Raw genomic sequence first — 15,658 nt, 5'->3', positions numbered from 1 at the left:
CTGCGCGGAAGCGCACTGATAAGGAGGTCAGCATGGCTGAGAATGAACCCAATGAGACTAATGAAACGAGCTCTGGGGAGGGCAATGAATCGGACCAGTTGCAGGCGACGCTTCCACAAACTCTGGAAGACCTAGAGAACCTGGTGCAGTCTCGAGTGGCTCAGGAGCGGGAGAAGTTTTCCGGTCTCGATGAGTACAAACAACGTGCCGATCAGGCTCAGGCGTTGACCGTTGAGCGGGACGAGCTCGTGGAGCGGATCCGTGTCATGGAACAGGACCAGAAGCTTCGGCAGCTGCGAAATGATATTGCTGCTGAGTTCGGCCTGGACGCCGATCTGCTGCGCGGAGAGAGCGCAGAAGAAATCCAAGCTCATGCCACCTCAATCAGAAAATATTTCCCTGCGGTGCCTAACGTCCCCTCTAACGGGCGGGCGCCATACGAGACAGTGCGTGATGACCCGGCTCGTGAAGCTGTCAAAAACCTGTTTACTAACTAGTAGGAGTTCCTATGTCTGTTTTTAGTACTAAAGAATCCAAAATCCTGATGCCTCGTGAGATCGCTGATGGTATGATCACTCGCGCACAAACCTTGTCGACGATCGCCCAGCTCTCCGGCCAGGAACCCATGAAGTTTGGCAACGTTGATTACATTACCTTCGACGATTTTCCGCGTGCCGAATTCGTTGGCGAAGGCCAGGACAAATCCCCGACCACTGGCGGCTTCGGCGCGGTGACCGCAAAGCCGCATAAGGCCCAGGTCACGATGCGGTTCAACCAGGAAGTCCAGTGGATGGACGAAGACTACCAGTTGGACATCCTCAACCAGCTCGCGAATAAGGGTGCTGAGGCGCTGTCTAGGGCCCTGGATTTGGGCATGTATCACCGAGTTCAGCCTTTGACAGGTGAAGTGCTTCATGCGTGGGATAATTACATTTGCGCGACCACTAAGACGGTAAAACTTTCCCCCAAGGCCGAAGCTGACCAGGTCTTCCGCCAAGCAGCGGGGCTGCTCATCGAGCAGCAGACCCCGGTAGACGTCAACGGGTTCGCGGTCGACCCGCGACTGACGTGGGCCCTGTCGAATCTGCAGACCAAGAATGCAGACGGGTCCCCCTCAGGTGTTCAGCGTTACCCGAACCTGGGTCTGGGCACCAGTATCAGTCAGTTTATGGGTATTAATGCAGCTCAGGGCAACACTGTAGCCGGTACACCCGAAACGAAGGACACTGGGGTGCGAGGTATCGTCGGTGACTTCAAAAACGGTATCCGGTGGGGCATTCAGCGAGAGTTGCCACTGGAGCTGATTACGACCGGTGACCCGGACGGTCAGGGTGACCTCAAGCGCAAGAACCAGATCGCGTTGCGTCTGGAGATCGTTTACGGCTGGTATGCCTTCGTGGAGCGTTTTTCCAAAATCGTGGTTCCTGCGGCTGGGTCCTGAGCGCCCGGCAACACTGAAAGGTGGATCAGCCATGAAGATGCCTTTTGCCACCATTGATGATTTGAAGAACCGGTGGCCGGACTTCCCGCCCGGTGGGCAGGAATGGGCTCAAACCATTTTGGAGGATGTTTCCCAGTTCATTGTGGACGTGTGCCCCCTGGCAGCGCAGGCTCCGGAATCGACGTTGCGGCGAATCACGTGTGCGGTAGCTAGGCGGGGCATGCTGGCAGGGTCCAGCGAAATGGTAGGAATGAAAACCGCGCATGTAGCTACCGGCCCGTTCAGTGCCTCCTACTCGCCGGTGAACCCGAACGGTGACTTCTACCTGACGAAGCTGGAACTGAAAGCCCTGGGTGGTGGTGGCCGTCCCGCTGCGTTCGGAGTCTCGCTGGGACCGGAGGAGCCAGGCATAGTACGCCACCGATGGTGCGGACCGGTGACGTGTTTGCCCTGCGACTGCCCGGAAGGTGGCTGATGACTGGTTGCTACTTATTGGTGGAACGGTATACCGGTTATGGCGAAGACCGGCATCGCAACCAGATCGATACGTGGGCCGATGAAGAACGGGTTGCCGTGATCGCTATTGCACCCACTCAGAGCTCACAGACCTCTACGCAGGATCGGCCTCATGCATGTATTCAGGCCTGGGACGTTTACGCTCCCGTTGGCACAGTCATTGACCCTCGGGATCGTATGAGTTTGCCGGGTGTTGGGCGTGTTCACATGGTTGGTGGTCTTCAGCACTGGAGTCATAATCCGGCTCTTCGCATTTGAGGGTGTAGGTGGTTCCTGAAGCCGCCGGTGTCGAGCAGCGATCGGGCTATGTAGTTCGTGAGGTTCCGGAATCCGAGGGCGGAGCCGCGGAGGTGTTCCAGGCGCCCGTTGATCGCCTCTGTTGGCCCGTTGGACGTGCCGGGCCGGTCGAAGAACGCGAGGATGTCGGCGGCGCGCTGCTTGAGCGTGCGGCCGAGCTTGCGGACCTCCACGAGCGCGGCGGGGACGCCGCTGGAGACGGAATCGATGACGGCTGTCATCAGCTTCTTCGCCGTCTTCCGATCGGGTTCGCGGTAGGCAGCGATCACGCGCTGGTAGATGCCCCAGGTCGCCTCGACCTCGACGTGCTCGGAGACCGCGAACAGTGCCTCGAGACGGGTCTGCTGCCGGTCAGTGAGCAGCTGCGCGCCGGTGTGGAGGATGCGGCGGGCCTTGTAGAGCGGATCGTTTTTGCGGCCCCGCCGGCCGTGCAGGCACTGCTGGACGCGACGACGGCAGGTGTCGAGGGCGTCGCCGGCGAGGCGGACGACGTGGAACGGGTCCATCACCGCCTGCGCGTCCGGGAGCTCCTCGCTGACGGCGGTCTTGAAGCCGGTGAACCCGTCCATCGCGACGACCTCGACACCATCGCGCCAGTCCTGCGGGCGTGCGGCGAGCCAGGTCTTGAACACGGCTTTCGAGCGACCCTCGATCATGTCCAGCAGACGGGCGGGGCCGGTCTTGTCGCGGTTCGGGGTGAGGTCGATGATGACGGTGACGTACTTGTCGCCGACTCTCGTGTGGCGCCAGACGTGCTCGTCGACGCCGATCACGGCGACGCCGTCGAACCGGGCGGGATCGTCGATCAGCACTCGACGCCCTTCAGCGAGGACCGCGTTGTTCGCCGTGTGCCAACCGACACCGAGTCCGGCGGCGACGCGGGCGACGGTGAGGTGGTCGATCACGAGCGCTTCCAACGCCCACCGCATCCCGCTACGGGACAGCTTGGCTCGCTCGGGCGCCGCTGCCGTGAGGTCCTCACGCCAGGACCGTCCGCATCCTGAGCACTTGTAGCGGCGGACCCGGACCAGCAGCGTCGTCGGGCGATGACCGAACGGCTCGTGGGCGAGACGCCGCGTGTCCGTCCCGCGCGAGAGCGCCTGGCTACCGCATCCCCGGCACCACGGATCCGGCTCGGCGACGCGGCACTCGATCACCGCGCGATCCGGCTCAAAAAGCTGACCGGTGGCCACGAGGCCGAGCTCGTCGAGATGGCAGAACACGGTCAGATCAGGGGTCGCGAAGGTAGCGTGGTGCACGTCGAGGTCTTCCGGCAGATGGTCAGTGTGAGAACTTCCATCATCGGAAGGCCTCGACCCTCATCCGGCGACCGACGCGCTCAGCCACCTACCCCCTCAACTGCGAAGAGCCCATAATCCTCACGCGTTGTTTCAAGCCCAAGGTGGCATTCAGTTCAAAATTGAGCGAAGGGTCGGGTGAGGCGGGTGCGGCTGGTGCTGAATCCGGATGCGAAAGCGAACATGCTGAAATCCGCCGAGATGCAAGAAGTCATCGCTGACAGGTCCGAAAAGTTCGCGGCAACGCTGGGCTCAGGATACGAGCCTTCCGCGGTGCTTGGACGAAACCGCGTGCACGGGTCAGTGATCACGGCGACGTTTGAAGCACGCAAAGACAACGCTAAACGGGAAACTCTACTGAGGCATATGGATGGGAGTTGGCATAATTGGGATCCTGTCAAATAGTCGAAGTTCCCAGGGACATTGAAACTGACGTACTGATCGGGTTGGCCCAGTACGGGGTCCGTGCCTCAACTCTGGTACCAGCCAGTATTACCGCCGGCTGCGTGCGGGTATCACGGTTGGGTGGGAATCTGGCACCGTCTGGTTGCAGGGACCACCCTAAGGTTCTGGTTGAGGCCTGGGGCAGCGACTCGGTGGCTGCCTTTGACCTGATTACTCCGGTCTGGGCTGTCTTCCGTGCCTTCAAGGACCGTGGATTCATTCACGACCAGGCTCCGTTGGCGTGGTTGGAGCTTACTCCTGCACGGTCTCTTGACGATCAGCAGACCCCAGAGCTGTACAGGATGCAGTTTGTCGCCGAGATGGGTACCGAGCTGATGGATATGACAGTTCAGAGCACCCACTAAAAGAATTAGACATTGAGTACAAGAGACCGTCGGGCATCAGCCTCTGACGGTCCCTTCATTTTTAAGGAGAATATATTGGCTAATAAGACACGTGTGGGTGGCCCTAAAGCTGGCGGCGGGTTCTACTCTGCCCCTGCCGGGACGAGTACGCCGACAGATTGTGGGCTCTTCGCAGTTGAGGGGGTAGGTGGCTGAGCGCGTCGGTCGCCGGATGAGGGTCGAGGCCTTCCGATGATGGAAGTTCTCACACTGACCATCTGCCGGAAGACCTCGACGTGCACCACGCTACCTTCGCGACCCCTGATCTGACCGTGTTCTGCCATCTCGACGAGCTCGGCCTCGTGGCCACCGGTCAGCTTTTCGAGCCGGATCGCGCGGTGATCGAGTGCCGCGTCGCCGAGCCGGATCCGTGGTGCCGGGGATGCGGTAGCCAGGCGCTCTCGCGCGGGACGGACACGCGGCGTCTCGCCCACGAGCCGTTCGGTCATCGCCCGACGACGCTGCTGGTCCGGGTCCGCCGCTACAAGTGCTCAGGATGCGGACGGTCCTGGCGTGAGGACCTCACGGCAGCGGCGCCCGAGCGAGCCAAGCTGTCCCGTAGCGGGATGCGGTGGGCGTTGGAAGCGCTCGTGATCGACCACCTCACCGTCGCCCGCGTCGCCGCCGGACTCGGTGTCGGTTGGCACACGGCGAACAACGCGGTCCTCGCTGAAGGGCGTCGAGTGCTGATCGACGATCCCGCCCGGTTCGACGGCGTCGCCGTGATCGGCGTCGACGAGCACGTCTGGCGCCACACGAGAGTCGGCGACAAGTACGTCACCGTCATCATCGACCTCACCCCGAACCGCGACAAGACCGGCCCCGCCCGTCTGCTGGACATGATCGAGGGTCGCTCGAAAGCCGTGTTCAAGACCTGGCTCGCCGCACGCCCGCAGGACTGGCGCGATGGTGTCGAGGTCGTCGCGATGGACGGGTTCACCGGCTTCAAGACCGCCGTCAGCGAGGAGCTCCCGGACGCGCAGGCGGTGATGGACCCGTTCCACGTCGTCCGCCTCGCCGGCGACGCCCTCGACACCTGCCGTCGTCGCGTCCAGCAGTGCCTGCACGGCCGGCGGGGCCGCAAAAACGATCCGCTCTACAAGGCCCGCCGCATCCTCCACACCGGCGCGCAGCTGCTCACTGACCGGCAGCAGACCCGTCTCGAGGCACTGTTCGCGGTCTCCGAGCACGTCGAGGTCGAGGCGACCTGGGGCATCTACCAGCGCGTGATCGCCGCCTACCGCGAACCCGATCGGAAGACGGCGAAGAAGCTGATGACAGCCGTCATCGATTCCGTCTCCAGCGGCGTCCCCGCCGCGCTCGTGGAGGTCCGCAAGCTCGGCCGCACGCTCAAGCAGCGCGCCGCCGACATCCTCGCGTTCTTCGACCGGCCCGGCACGTCCAACGGGCCAACAGAGGCGATCAACGGGCGCCTGGAACACCTCCGCGGCTCCGCCCTCGGATTCCGGAACCTCACGAACTACATAGCCCGATCGCTGCTCGACACCGGCGGCTTCAGGAACCACCTACACCCTCAAATGCGATGAGCCAGATTGTGTTACCCCACTGAACGGGAAGTTTCAGCTGGTGGGACTTATTTCCGATGACGGAATGAAAGAGACGGTTGACCGGAAAACTGAGGACATCAAAGACTGGTCTGGTTCGATTGTTCGTACGGTCCAGTCGGAGTATTCGCTGAAGCTGAAACTGACTTTCATTGAGCGTACTGATCAGACGCTGAAGGAAGTCTTCGGCCAAGACAACGTCAAAATCCAAGACACCCGGGCTGGACGGGCCAGGACGATCTTGTACAACGAGAAGATGCTCGAGGCCCGGTGTTTCGTGATCGAGTTGCAGGATGGCAAGAACCAGATTCGAAAGGTCTATCCCAATGCTCAGGTTACTGATGTTGGGGATACTAAGTATGTGACAAAGGACGTGATCTCGTACGAAGTTACGATTACTGCGTACAAGGACGAGCGTGACCAGTTCCAGTACGAATACGACCTGGCTTCGGATGTTGTTGCAGGTTCCTAGGGCGATTATTTCTTTTTTGCCTTACCCAAGGAATGGGTAGGGATTGTTGATCCCCGTTTTGATGAGGCGGCCTCGGCACGGACGGGGCAACAGATATGAGCCGTCTCAAATTCGATATTCACCACGATGAAGGAGGCCAAATTATGGCTGCAACAAAGAAACCGAGTGATCATAAGCCCGCTGCAGGTGATGTGCTGACCTTTGATACGGCACGGGGCGAGGTGAAGGTTTATCCACTGCGCCCTTCGACGGGTTTCTTGCGTCGGAACCGGAAGTTGTCTCAGCAGGACCAGATGTGGACTCTGATTGAAGAATTCGCAGGGGAAGAGGCGCTCCAGACCATCGACCAGCTGGACCCTGGTGAGGAACTGGGAGAGTTCATGAAGGCTTGGGAAGAGGCTTCGGGGATTGAGCTGGGGGAATAGTTGAGCTTGCCCGGCTGATTGATCAGTACGGGCAAGCTATCGAAGCCGACCTGATTGATCGTGGGTTGCGGCTGCGTCAGGTCGGGTCGGCGGCGTTTACCTGGGGCGATTTCTTGGCGGTGGTTAAGTATTTGCCGCAAGATTCGGCGTTGCACAGGTGCCTTGATCCTGAGGGGTGGGATTGGGATGCCGGGACGCATCTGTTGGCCTGCCTGGTCGACTCGGTCCGGTGGTTGCAGTGGTCGAAAACTGAGGACGCTCAGCAGGGAATGAATGTCCCGCAGCTGTTGCCTCGTCCGCATGACCAGGACCAAGCCGGCTCGCAGCAGGACGGGATGGACCTGGACGCGGCGATGCAGTGGCTGGTGCAGAAGAACGGGCCACGGTAGCAGGTGTATCAACAGTCGGTATCTACGACGAGACCTGGCTTTGAAGGGCTTGGCCTCTTGAGAGGGAGGGTGTGTTGTTGTGGCCACTGAACTAGGTGTCGCCTACGTCTCAATTGTGCCGACGTTCAAGGGTGTTGAAGCTCAGCTGAAACAATCCTTGGGCGTGGCCTCTGACAGGGCTGGCGCCCATGCCGGGGCCCGTGCGGCCGGCTCGTTGGAAAACAGTGTCGTGACTGGTTTGGGTGGGCTTTCTGCAGCCCTGTCCCGTTCAATGGTCGGGGTTGGCGCGGGGATGGCCAGAGCGGCCGGGCTGGATCGTGCCTTCAGCGGTGTGTTCCAGGACGTGACCAGCCTGGCGAAGGGCTTTTCCCGGGGGTTGGGCGATGGTATGCGTCAGGCCCATGTCGAGTTGTCGGCCGCCGAAGGTGGGTTCAACGCGTTCGGGCGGACGGTGAATCGAGCCTGGGAGGTCTCGCGGGCCGGTGCCGGTGCGGCCACTGGCGGGGTCCGTGCTTTCCGGGGCGGGGTCGCCGATGCCGAAGGCACCGCCCAGACGTTTTCCTCCATGTTGGGGCGAGTCGGTTTCGCGGCAGGGGCCATGGGGCGATCCTTTCAGTCCTTCCACACCCAAGCTAGACCTGGGCTGGACAGAGTCGGGGCAGGACTGGGGGACCTCGGGACCCGTATGGGCAATTTCGGTGTCAAAACCGGCACAACCCTGGCCACTGTTGCTACAGGGGTGGGGGCCATTGCGATCACCGGCGGTGTAAACCGGGCCTTGCAGATTCAGGGCGCTCAGGCGAAACTGGCGGGATTGGGCCATACCAGTGACGAAGTCACCGTGATCATGCACAATGCCCTGACTGCAGTCAAAGGTACCTCGTTCGGTCTCGGAGACGCAGCCAAGGTAGCTGAAACAGCCGTGGCGGCCGGTATCCAGCCGGGCCAGCAGCTGGAGGATGTCCTTGGGACAGTCACCGACACCGCCGCTCAGGCCGGGTCCTCAATGGGGGAGATGGGATACATCTTCAATCAGGTCGCGGCCATCGGGCATGTCACCGGCGGGGACCTGATGATGCTCTCCGAACGCGGTGTACCTGCCCTGTCGTATCTGGCCGAAGAAACTGGTCATACGCGTGAAGAAGTCCGGGACATGGTCTCGAAGGGCCAGATTGATTTTCAAACCTTTGAAAACGCGATGAAACACCACGTGACCGGTGCCGCCAAAGCCATGGGGACAACGACCGCCGGGTCGTTTATGAACCTTCGGACCTCGATCGGTCGACTCGGTGCCGAGGCTGTGACGCCCTTCTTGCCGCTGGCAACTGCACTGTTTACGAAACTAACCGGTGGCTTCGATGCCATCGCGGCCAAAGCAGGCCCGGTGTTCCAGGACCTCGCAACACGATTGCAGCAGTTCAAAGACGGTTTGTCGCAACTGGGGAACACGAGTGTCCTGAGCCAGGATGTTGTGGCCAAGATGGGGCTGAACCCGGAAGGCCCGCTCGGTCAAGGGTTGGGCGGTCTGATTGGTGCTGTTCGTGGTTTCGGTGACGGCTGGCAGAAAATGGACGGGCAAGTCAGCTCGTCCGCTGTTGTCGGATTCTTCGAACGTGTGGGTGCTGGTCTGCACCGACTGGTCGATGCCTTCAGTCATCTGTCTGGTGTAGAAATGGGTGGCTTGGTGGCTGCGTTCGGGCCGCTAATGGTGCGGCTGTCGCCGGTGGTTGCGCTGCTGGAGTCGATATCCGGAAGTGTAAGTGCACTGGATGGTTTGCTCGGCGGTTTCCTGACTCATGTGCTCCCGGTTACGGGGGCGCTGGGTGGGTTGACCGGTGTCTTGAGGCTCATTGGCGGGCCATGGGGCACCCTGATTTCGTTGCTGGTCTCGGCGTATACGACCTCTGAACCTGTGCGTCAGGCCTTCGGACAGCTATGGCAGGCAATCGTGAACCTGGCCACTGTTGTCTGGGGTGCTGTCTCTCCGGCTTTGAAGCAACTGGGCGGCGACGGGGGCCACGTCGGCGGTATTTTCCAGAGCCTGGTCGAAGTCATGGCTGGTTTCCTTACCCAGGCGCTGCCGGTAGTAACCAACATCATCAACGCCCTGGCGCCCGCGATCGGGACCGTACTGGGGGTCGCTGTCCAGGTCGCGGTCAAAACAACCCAGGTTTTGGGGGACGTGATTAGTGGTTTGGCGCCGGCCCTGTCGGCGCTGGCCGGGCCGATCACCGTAGTGGCTGGTGCGATCGCTGCGGGTATTGGAGTCTTCAAGGCTGTGACCGCTGTGGTTCGTATATTCACTGGTGTCATGGGTGTGTTCAACGCTGTGATGGCAATGAATCCGGTGATGCTGATTGTCCTGGGGGTGGCCGCATTGATTGCTGCACTGGTGGTGGCGTATAACAAGATCGGTTGGTTCAAAGACGCGGTCAACGCAGCCTGGTCCGGCATTAAAACCGCTATTGATGTGGTGGTCGACTGGTTCAAAGTACATGTTGGCCCGACAATTGGTATTGTTGTCCACGCGATCATTGCGTATTACAAATTCCTATTTAGCATAGCCGTAAAACTTTGGACAGGGATTTTTGACGCAATTCGCCACTGCGTGGATTGGTTTGCGCAAACTGTTGCCCCCGTTTTTATGGCAGTTGTTCATGGTGTCGGGGACGTCTTTACGTGGCTGTATGAAAATATTATTCGGCCCGTATTCACAGCTATCATGGTGATTTTCACTGCCCTTGCGGCCGCGGTGATGACCATGGCGCAGATTGTGATTGGCATAATTACTGCAATCTTCGCCCCGATCTGGGACTGGCTGTATAACGCAGCTATTAAACCGGCCTGGGACGGAATCAAGGGGTGCATCGACGCCGTAGCCCAGTGGTTCTCGACTGTCCTGGTCCCGTTCTTCCAGGGTGCGGGCGGGACCCTGTCGGCGGTGTTCACCTGGCTCCATAACGCGGTCATCGCCCCGGTCTGGGGCGCAATCAAGGGCTGCATCGAGGCGGTGGCGAACTGGTTCCGTGACGTTGTGGGCCCGATCTTCCACAATGCGATCGATGCAGTTGGAGGCGTGTTCCACTGGCTCTACGACAGTGTCATTCGCCCTGTGTGGGATGCGATCAAATGGTTCATCGACACCGAAATCCAGGGTATAAAGATCACCTTTGACTGGATTGTGGATGTGGTTCGTAATACCCTGGGGCCGGTCTTTCACTGGCTCTACGATAATGTCATCCGCCCTGTGTGGGATGCGATCAAGTGGTTCATCGACACAGAAATCCAGGGAATCAAAGCCATCTTCGGGTGGATCATGGATTTCATTTACGGCCCGTTGGCTGATGTGTTTCATTGGCTGTATGATCATGTGATTCGTCCGGTCTGGGACGGCATTGCTTCCGCTATTCGATGGGTTTGGGAGAACATCATCAAACCCGTCTGGGATGGAATCAAATGGTTCATCGAAAACGTGCTGGTTCCGGCGTTCAAATGGATGCAAGACAGAATTGCTGACGTCTGGGACGCCATATCGAACGCGGTCTCTAAGGCATGGTCTTGGATGAGGGATAATATTCTCAATCCCATTCGTGATTTCGTGACCGGGGTGTTTGTTGATTCATGGCACCATGCAGCGGATTTGATTGCTAACGCTTGGGACAAACTGCGCGATGCAGTGAAGGTCCCGATCAAGTGGGTCGTAGATGAAGTCGTGAACCGATTCATCAACAACTACAACGGTATTGCCGATACCTGGCATGGTGAGCACTTGCAGCCTTTCGATACCAGGGGATGGTCCGCCGGTGGCTGGACCGGTCCTGGCGAGAAATACGATGTGGCCGGGTTCGTTCACGCTGACGAGTTCGTCGTCAACAAAGCCTCCAGGCAGGCTTTCGAACGTAAGTACCCGGGGTTTCTGGACACGATCAACACCACCGGCGACCTGCCCTCCTCCCCGCAGCAGACTAGAGAAGCGACTGCCAACGGGATTTATGCGGGATCAGTGCCACCGCACGGGTCGGGGTCGATCTCCTGGGGTCAGATGCAGGTTGATGCCGCGCACGCCGGGTACATGTCTTTTTCCGATCAAGATCTGTTTGGTGCCTCGGTCTCCCAAGCCATCAAAGCCTGGGTCGGCCGTTCGGCACTGGACATCCGGGTCGGTGGTAATGGCCCGGGAGTGCACAACTGGGTGCCCGGGGCCGGTGGCGGATGGGGGCTTTACCATGACGACACAATTGAGATGAACCCGAGCGTCCCAGCGAACCGGCGTGGAGGCGTTCTGGTTCACGAAATCGGCCATGCCCTCGGTCTGGGGCACGTCGTTGATGGGGACTCGTCATCGGTGATGGACCACATGATGACCGGAGGCGACTGGCCCCACGGAGGGGACTACGAAGCATTGGTCGATGTTTGGGGCCCGCCTAGCGGGCGCGTAAAAACCTACGAAAACCCGGGAGGGGGTTTTTCCGTCCTGGACGGGCTGATCAGCCACATCAAGGACATGGTTGACGGGTGGATCAATACCGCCAGGGGACACTTCAAAGACAATAAGTTCGTTGATTTGCCACTGGGTCTGGGGCAGAAGGCTATTGATGGCGCACTGGACTGGGCTGAACGGATGGCTGGAAGCAGCTCCGGGTCTTCGGCTTCGGCATGGCGTTCTACCGTGATACAGGCTCTGCACCGTGCGGGGTTGCCTGATTCTGATGATTTCGTCAATGCATGGGTCAATCAGATTGCGGTGGAGTCATCTGGTAATCCCAGAGCCGTTCAGGGCAATATCGGTGACATCAATAACGTCACTGGTGACCTGGCTGAGGGGCTGGTTCAGGTTATTGGGTCGACGTTTGCCGCCTACCGTGACCGCGGGCTGCCTGATGACCGGTTCGACCCGTTGGCGAACCTGGTGGCTGGAATGAACTACGCGAAGGCCACGTATGGGGCTCAAGGGATGCTGGGAGTGATCGGGCACGGTCACGGGTATGCCGAAGGCGGTCTAGTCACTCCGAAATTGTTTGACCAGGGTGGTGTGATTCCGGCTAAGTCTGGAGTTCAGGTCATTGATCATCGCAGAGACACCCCGGATTTCGTGCTCACGGATCGGGAGTGGGATGTAGCGCATCGTGCTATCCAGTTGGCAGAAGGCGGGGCGCGAGTTGTCATCAACGGTGGTGTTCATGGCCATGACGTCGATGCGGTGGCAGAGAGTGTGGTTCTGAGACAAAAGCAGGAGGAGGCTTTGCATGCCCTTGTCTGATCCGATCGTTACTATCAGCCGCGGCAGTGACACGGTGGTGTTGGGTCCTCGTGTGGTTGATGGGTTCCTGCTTGGGTACGGGTCCACGGGTTTGGGCATCGGTCCTGTGGATATACAGTCCGTTCCGATTCCGGCAGCGCACGGGTCACTGTTGCGGCACCGACGTGTGGGCGAAAGGGAGGTGTTTTTGCCGGTCCATGTCTTCGGCGATTCGTTTCAGGGTTGCGACATGCTCAGGGACCGGTTGTATCGGCTCTGTGATCCGGTTGCCGGGCCCGTGCGGATCTCCGTGACATCGAAGACCCGAGACGCCGGCACCCGGTGGGCTGATGTCTACTATGCCGGAGGCTTGGAAGGTGATTATTCTGGTCGGTACAACGGCACCTGCCAGTCGTTTGGTTTGAAGTTTAAGATGCTGGCACCATTCTGGTCGGCAGATCCTGTCGAACGGATGTGGCAGATTGCCCCTGGGGTGAAGCCATTCCTGTCGACGTCGTCGTCGTTTTTCCCGGTGGTACTGACGTCCTCCTCGATCACCGGCGATTTCATCATCCATGTTGAGGGGGATCAGCCGGTGGCACCGATCTGGTCCGTGAGCGGGCCAGGGGCGGACCTGCGGATTCAAACACCTGCCGGTCCTATTGGGTTCTCGGGCGAAATCAAAGAAGGGCAGATAGTTTGCTTTGATACCGCCCGAGGAGATGTCTACGACCAGGTGCAGGCTCAAGGGCAGTTGTGGTCTCGAGTGTCTTTGGATACCCGGTTGGGGTCGTTGGAGCCAGCGGCTAACCATGTGCAGGTGCGGTTTACTGGTGCTTCGCCAGCTTCGCAACTGACGCTTTCCTATCGCCCGCAGTACCTGTCTGCCTACTGATGAGGGGGTTGTCGTGGAAATGTTCGTGATTGGCCCGGATCTGGCCCCTGCAGGGCGTCTGGTCTGGCTGTCGGCGGAGATCGTGGTCAAGCTTAACGGTGCAGGGACGTTCAACGTCCAAGTGCCCGGGCATCATCCGGTCTCGGAACGTGTGGTGGAGGGGTCGCGTATATATATTTGCGATCCGGAGGGACTGAGGTTTTCTGGGCTGGTGACCACTATGGAACATTCCCAAACGCAAGACGGGGTGTTGAACCTGAACCTCTCCGGGGTCCAGGACATGGGTCTATTGAATTACCGGATTACTTACCCCGATCCATTAAACCCTGTTGATCGGCAGCAAGTGGACCATTATCAGGATTCTGGGTTTGCCGCGGATGTGATCGGGTCGTTGGTGTTGCGCAACTGTGGTGCTGCTGCTTTGCCGCAGAGACGGTGGCGTGGGTTTTGCTGGGACCCAGAGCCGGGAATTGGCCGGCAGGTGACAGTCCAGACGAGGCTGGAAACGTTGCTTTCGGTGGTTTCTCGAACTGCTGATTCTGGTGGTGTCGCGGTGGATGTCTGCTATGAGCAGGACCGGAGAATCCATGGCCGAATCAGGGAATGCATTGACCGGTCCCGCTCGGTCGTTTTTCACCAGGATACGGCCGCTTTGGGGGCGTGGACGGTCTCTCGGACGGCTCCGGAAGCTACCACTTTCGTGCTTGCCGGTCAGGGCGAGGGCAAGAACAGGATGATTCGTTCCTACGATATTCCGGTATCTGATACCTGGGGGTACCGTATCGAAGCCTTCAAGGACCAGCGTGATGCAGATGACCAAAAGAAATTGGATGAGGCGGGCCGGAAGTTGGTGGCTAAGACCGGCGGGTCTGCTGCAGTGACGATGACCATTAAAGAAACTAACCGTGTTTTCGGGAGAGATTTTTTCTTGGGCGATACTGTTACCGCTGTTCTGAGATCTGTCAGGTTCGCTGACCGGGTGCAGGCCGCGAAAGTGTCCTGGTCTGAGAACGGTCGAGAGGTCAAAGTAACAGTCGGCCCTGATCAGGCAAGGGATAATGCAGACCCACTATGGGTTCGACGGGTACGCCCGATCATTGACGCCCAACGCAAACTAGAAGCGATATAGATGTAAGAAGGCGGTGGGGGAGTTGGCGCAGACGTCATTTCCCGTGATTGACAAACCGATGACCGATGACCAATGGAAATCTGTAACTCTTGGTATTGGTGACGGGATCCTGGACGAGGGTGGCAACCCGTACAAAATTGAATTGTCTAACCAAACAGATGAAGCCACGGTTCAGGTGGACAGCTTCACGGGGTTCAATCATGCAATATTGCGTGGCTTTTACCATCATATGGATACACCAGTGAAGCTGAGTGTGCCGGCCGTGTCAGTGGAGACGACCTATTATGTCGTGCTCAGCTACGATCCCGCCGACCGGCATACTCCGGTGAAACTGGCGGTCAGAACAGACCTGGACCAGACTGGTGGTAAATACCACCTGGTGCTGTCCCGGATTGTGAGGAAACCGAATCAGTTGCTCACAGACGCGGTTCGTCGCGATGGTCGGCAAAGGATCACACCTGTGATCCAGGTCGATTATCAGGATCAACTACCTGATGCTGCTTCTGTGCTGTGGGGAACTCAAGGGCACTGTTGGAGGGAGAAAACAACGTTCCGTGCTTCGTGGGGCAAATGGGTTCCCACCAGTGGGAACATGGTCAGACCTGATCCTATTGGTGGGTGGCAACAGGTGCTGTCAACTGACGGGATACTTGTCCGTCCGACCAGCGGTGGGTGGGAGTGCACCATGGCCGGAGCGTATCTTCGTACGGCCGAGACCTACACTGTTGGGAGCTGGTCGTCGATAGGGGCGCCGATCCCCGGTGGGTATAGGCCTCGTACGAATCAATATACGACCGGGTTGTACAGTGACCGGGTGATCGGGGTGGCGGTTACCGATTCTGGCCAGATCTTGATTTCTGGTTTGGGTTCGTCCCTGGTGGTGGAGAAAGATTTTCCGGTTCATTTCAATTTTAGTTGGTTCGTTCCGGTGAACCCGGAAACCAGTATGTAGAGAAAGAAGATGGTTTTTGGATGGATCAAGCAACATTGGAGGTGTTGTTGTCGTCGCTGGCTACGACCCGGACGGGACAGGAGCGGGCAGTTTCGGAAGCAGTATCCCATACGGCATCGGTCGGGGCTGAACATGACAGGGCGAAGCTTGCCCAGGCAGTAGCGGAGGCCGCACTGGGCAGAACGATGGCTG

Annotated in this window: 12 protein-coding genes; 11 read left to right on the top strand and 1 reads right to left on the bottom strand. The window is 59.1% G+C overall.

What is annotated here, in order from left to right; genetic code table 11:
- Positions 1-32: 32 nt before the first annotated feature.
- From ACTSLZ_RS09350 to ACTSLZ_RS09340, 3 genes are read left to right on the top strand one after another with little or no spacing between them, the layout of a single operon-like run.
- Positions 33-497, top strand: a complete 465-nt coding sequence (locus ACTSLZ_RS09350) for a hypothetical protein (protein WP_443094826.1) — start codon at positions 33-35, stop codon at positions 495-497.
- Between the two features lie 11 nt (positions 498-508).
- Positions 509-1,441: a phage major capsid protein gene (locus tag ACTSLZ_RS09345; protein ID WP_443094825.1), complete on the top strand. Its 933-nt coding sequence runs from the start codon at positions 509-511 to the stop codon at positions 1,439-1,441.
- A 31-nt stretch (positions 1,442-1,472) separates the two neighbouring features.
- Positions 1,473-1,916 (top strand): hypothetical protein, encoded by a 444-nt coding sequence (locus ACTSLZ_RS09340; RefSeq protein WP_443094824.1) that lies wholly within the window; start codon positions 1,473-1,475, stop codon positions 1,914-1,916.
- 274 nt (positions 1,917-2,190) lie between these two features.
- Here ACTSLZ_RS09340 and ACTSLZ_RS09335 read toward each other — a convergent pair whose 3' ends face one another.
- On the bottom strand, positions 2,191-3,513 hold the full coding sequence (locus ACTSLZ_RS09335) for an ISL3 family transposase (protein ID WP_443094823.1): 1,323 nt from the start codon (positions 3,511-3,513) through the stop codon (positions 2,191-2,193).
- A 1,123-nt stretch (positions 3,514-4,636) separates the two neighbouring features.
- Here ACTSLZ_RS09335 and ACTSLZ_RS09330 point away from each other — a divergent pair.
- From ACTSLZ_RS09330 to ACTSLZ_RS09295, 8 genes are all read left to right on the top strand, one after another.
- Positions 4,637-5,947, top strand: coding sequence for an ISL3 family transposase (locus ACTSLZ_RS09330; protein ID WP_179628043.1), 1,311 nt, complete (start codon positions 4,637-4,639; stop codon positions 5,945-5,947).
- 19 nt (positions 5,948-5,966) lie between these two features.
- On the top strand, positions 5,967-6,437 hold the full coding sequence (locus ACTSLZ_RS09325) for a phage tail tube protein (protein WP_443096126.1): 471 nt from the start codon (positions 5,967-5,969) through the stop codon (positions 6,435-6,437).
- A gap of 143 nt (positions 6,438-6,580) precedes the next feature.
- Positions 6,581-6,862, top strand: coding sequence for a hypothetical protein (locus ACTSLZ_RS09320; RefSeq protein WP_443094822.1), 282 nt, complete (start codon positions 6,581-6,583; stop codon positions 6,860-6,862).
- Between the two features lie 149 nt (positions 6,863-7,011).
- Positions 7,012-7,251: a DUF5361 domain-containing protein gene (locus ACTSLZ_RS09315; protein ID WP_443094821.1), complete on the top strand. Its 240-nt coding sequence runs from the start codon at positions 7,012-7,014 to the stop codon at positions 7,249-7,251.
- 79 nt (positions 7,252-7,330) lie between these two features.
- Positions 7,331-12,511 (top strand): tape measure protein, encoded by a 5,181-nt coding sequence (locus ACTSLZ_RS09310; protein ID WP_443094820.1) that lies wholly within the window; start codon positions 7,331-7,333, stop codon positions 12,509-12,511.
- On the top strand, positions 12,498-13,385 hold the full coding sequence (locus ACTSLZ_RS09305) for a hypothetical protein (protein WP_443094819.1): 888 nt from the start codon (positions 12,498-12,500) through the stop codon (positions 13,383-13,385). The genes ACTSLZ_RS09310 and ACTSLZ_RS09305 overlap by 14 nt, the downstream gene beginning before the upstream one ends.
- A gap of 19 nt (positions 13,386-13,404) precedes the next feature.
- Positions 13,405-14,514, top strand: coding sequence for a Gp37-like protein (locus ACTSLZ_RS09300; RefSeq protein WP_443096125.1), 1,110 nt, complete (start codon positions 13,405-13,407; stop codon positions 14,512-14,514).
- Between the two features lie 58 nt (positions 14,515-14,572).
- Entirely contained in the window at positions 14,573-15,466 is an 894-nt protein-coding gene (locus ACTSLZ_RS09295) for a hypothetical protein (protein ID WP_443094818.1), read from the top strand.
- Positions 15,467-15,658 lie beyond the last annotated feature (192 nt).

Origin of the sequence: Rothia koreensis (assembly GCF_052232265.1) — a bacterium.
Lineage (GTDB): Bacteria > Actinomycetota > Actinomycetes > Actinomycetales > Micrococcaceae > Rothia > Rothia koreensis.
This window is presented reverse-complemented; position numbering and strand designations above follow the sequence as displayed.

What these genes read in the sequence shown, in the direction of transcription:
- ACTSLZ_RS09350 (WP_443094826.1), top strand. Translation starts at nt 33, where the DNA reads ATGGCTGAGAATGAACCCAATGAGACTAATGAAACGAGCTCTGGGGAG.
- ACTSLZ_RS09345 (WP_443094825.1), top strand. Translation starts at nt 509, where the DNA reads ATGTCTGTTTTTAGTACTAAAGAATCCAAAATCCTGATGCCTCGTGAG.
- ACTSLZ_RS09340 (WP_443094824.1), top strand. Translation starts at nt 1,473, where the DNA reads ATGAAGATGCCTTTTGCCACCATTGATGATTTGAAGAACCGGTGGCCG.
- ACTSLZ_RS09305 (WP_443094819.1), top strand. Translation starts at nt 12,498, where the DNA reads ATGCCCTTGTCTGATCCGATCGTTACTATCAGCCGCGGCAGTGACACG.
- ACTSLZ_RS09300 (WP_443096125.1), top strand. Translation starts at nt 13,405, where the DNA reads ATGTTCGTGATTGGCCCGGATCTGGCCCCTGCAGGGCGTCTGGTCTGG.
- ACTSLZ_RS09320 (WP_443094822.1), top strand. Translation starts at nt 6,581, where the DNA reads ATGGCTGCAACAAAGAAACCGAGTGATCATAAGCCCGCTGCAGGTGAT.
- ACTSLZ_RS09295 (WP_443094818.1), top strand. Translation starts at nt 14,573, where the DNA reads ATGACCGATGACCAATGGAAATCTGTAACTCTTGGTATTGGTGACGGG.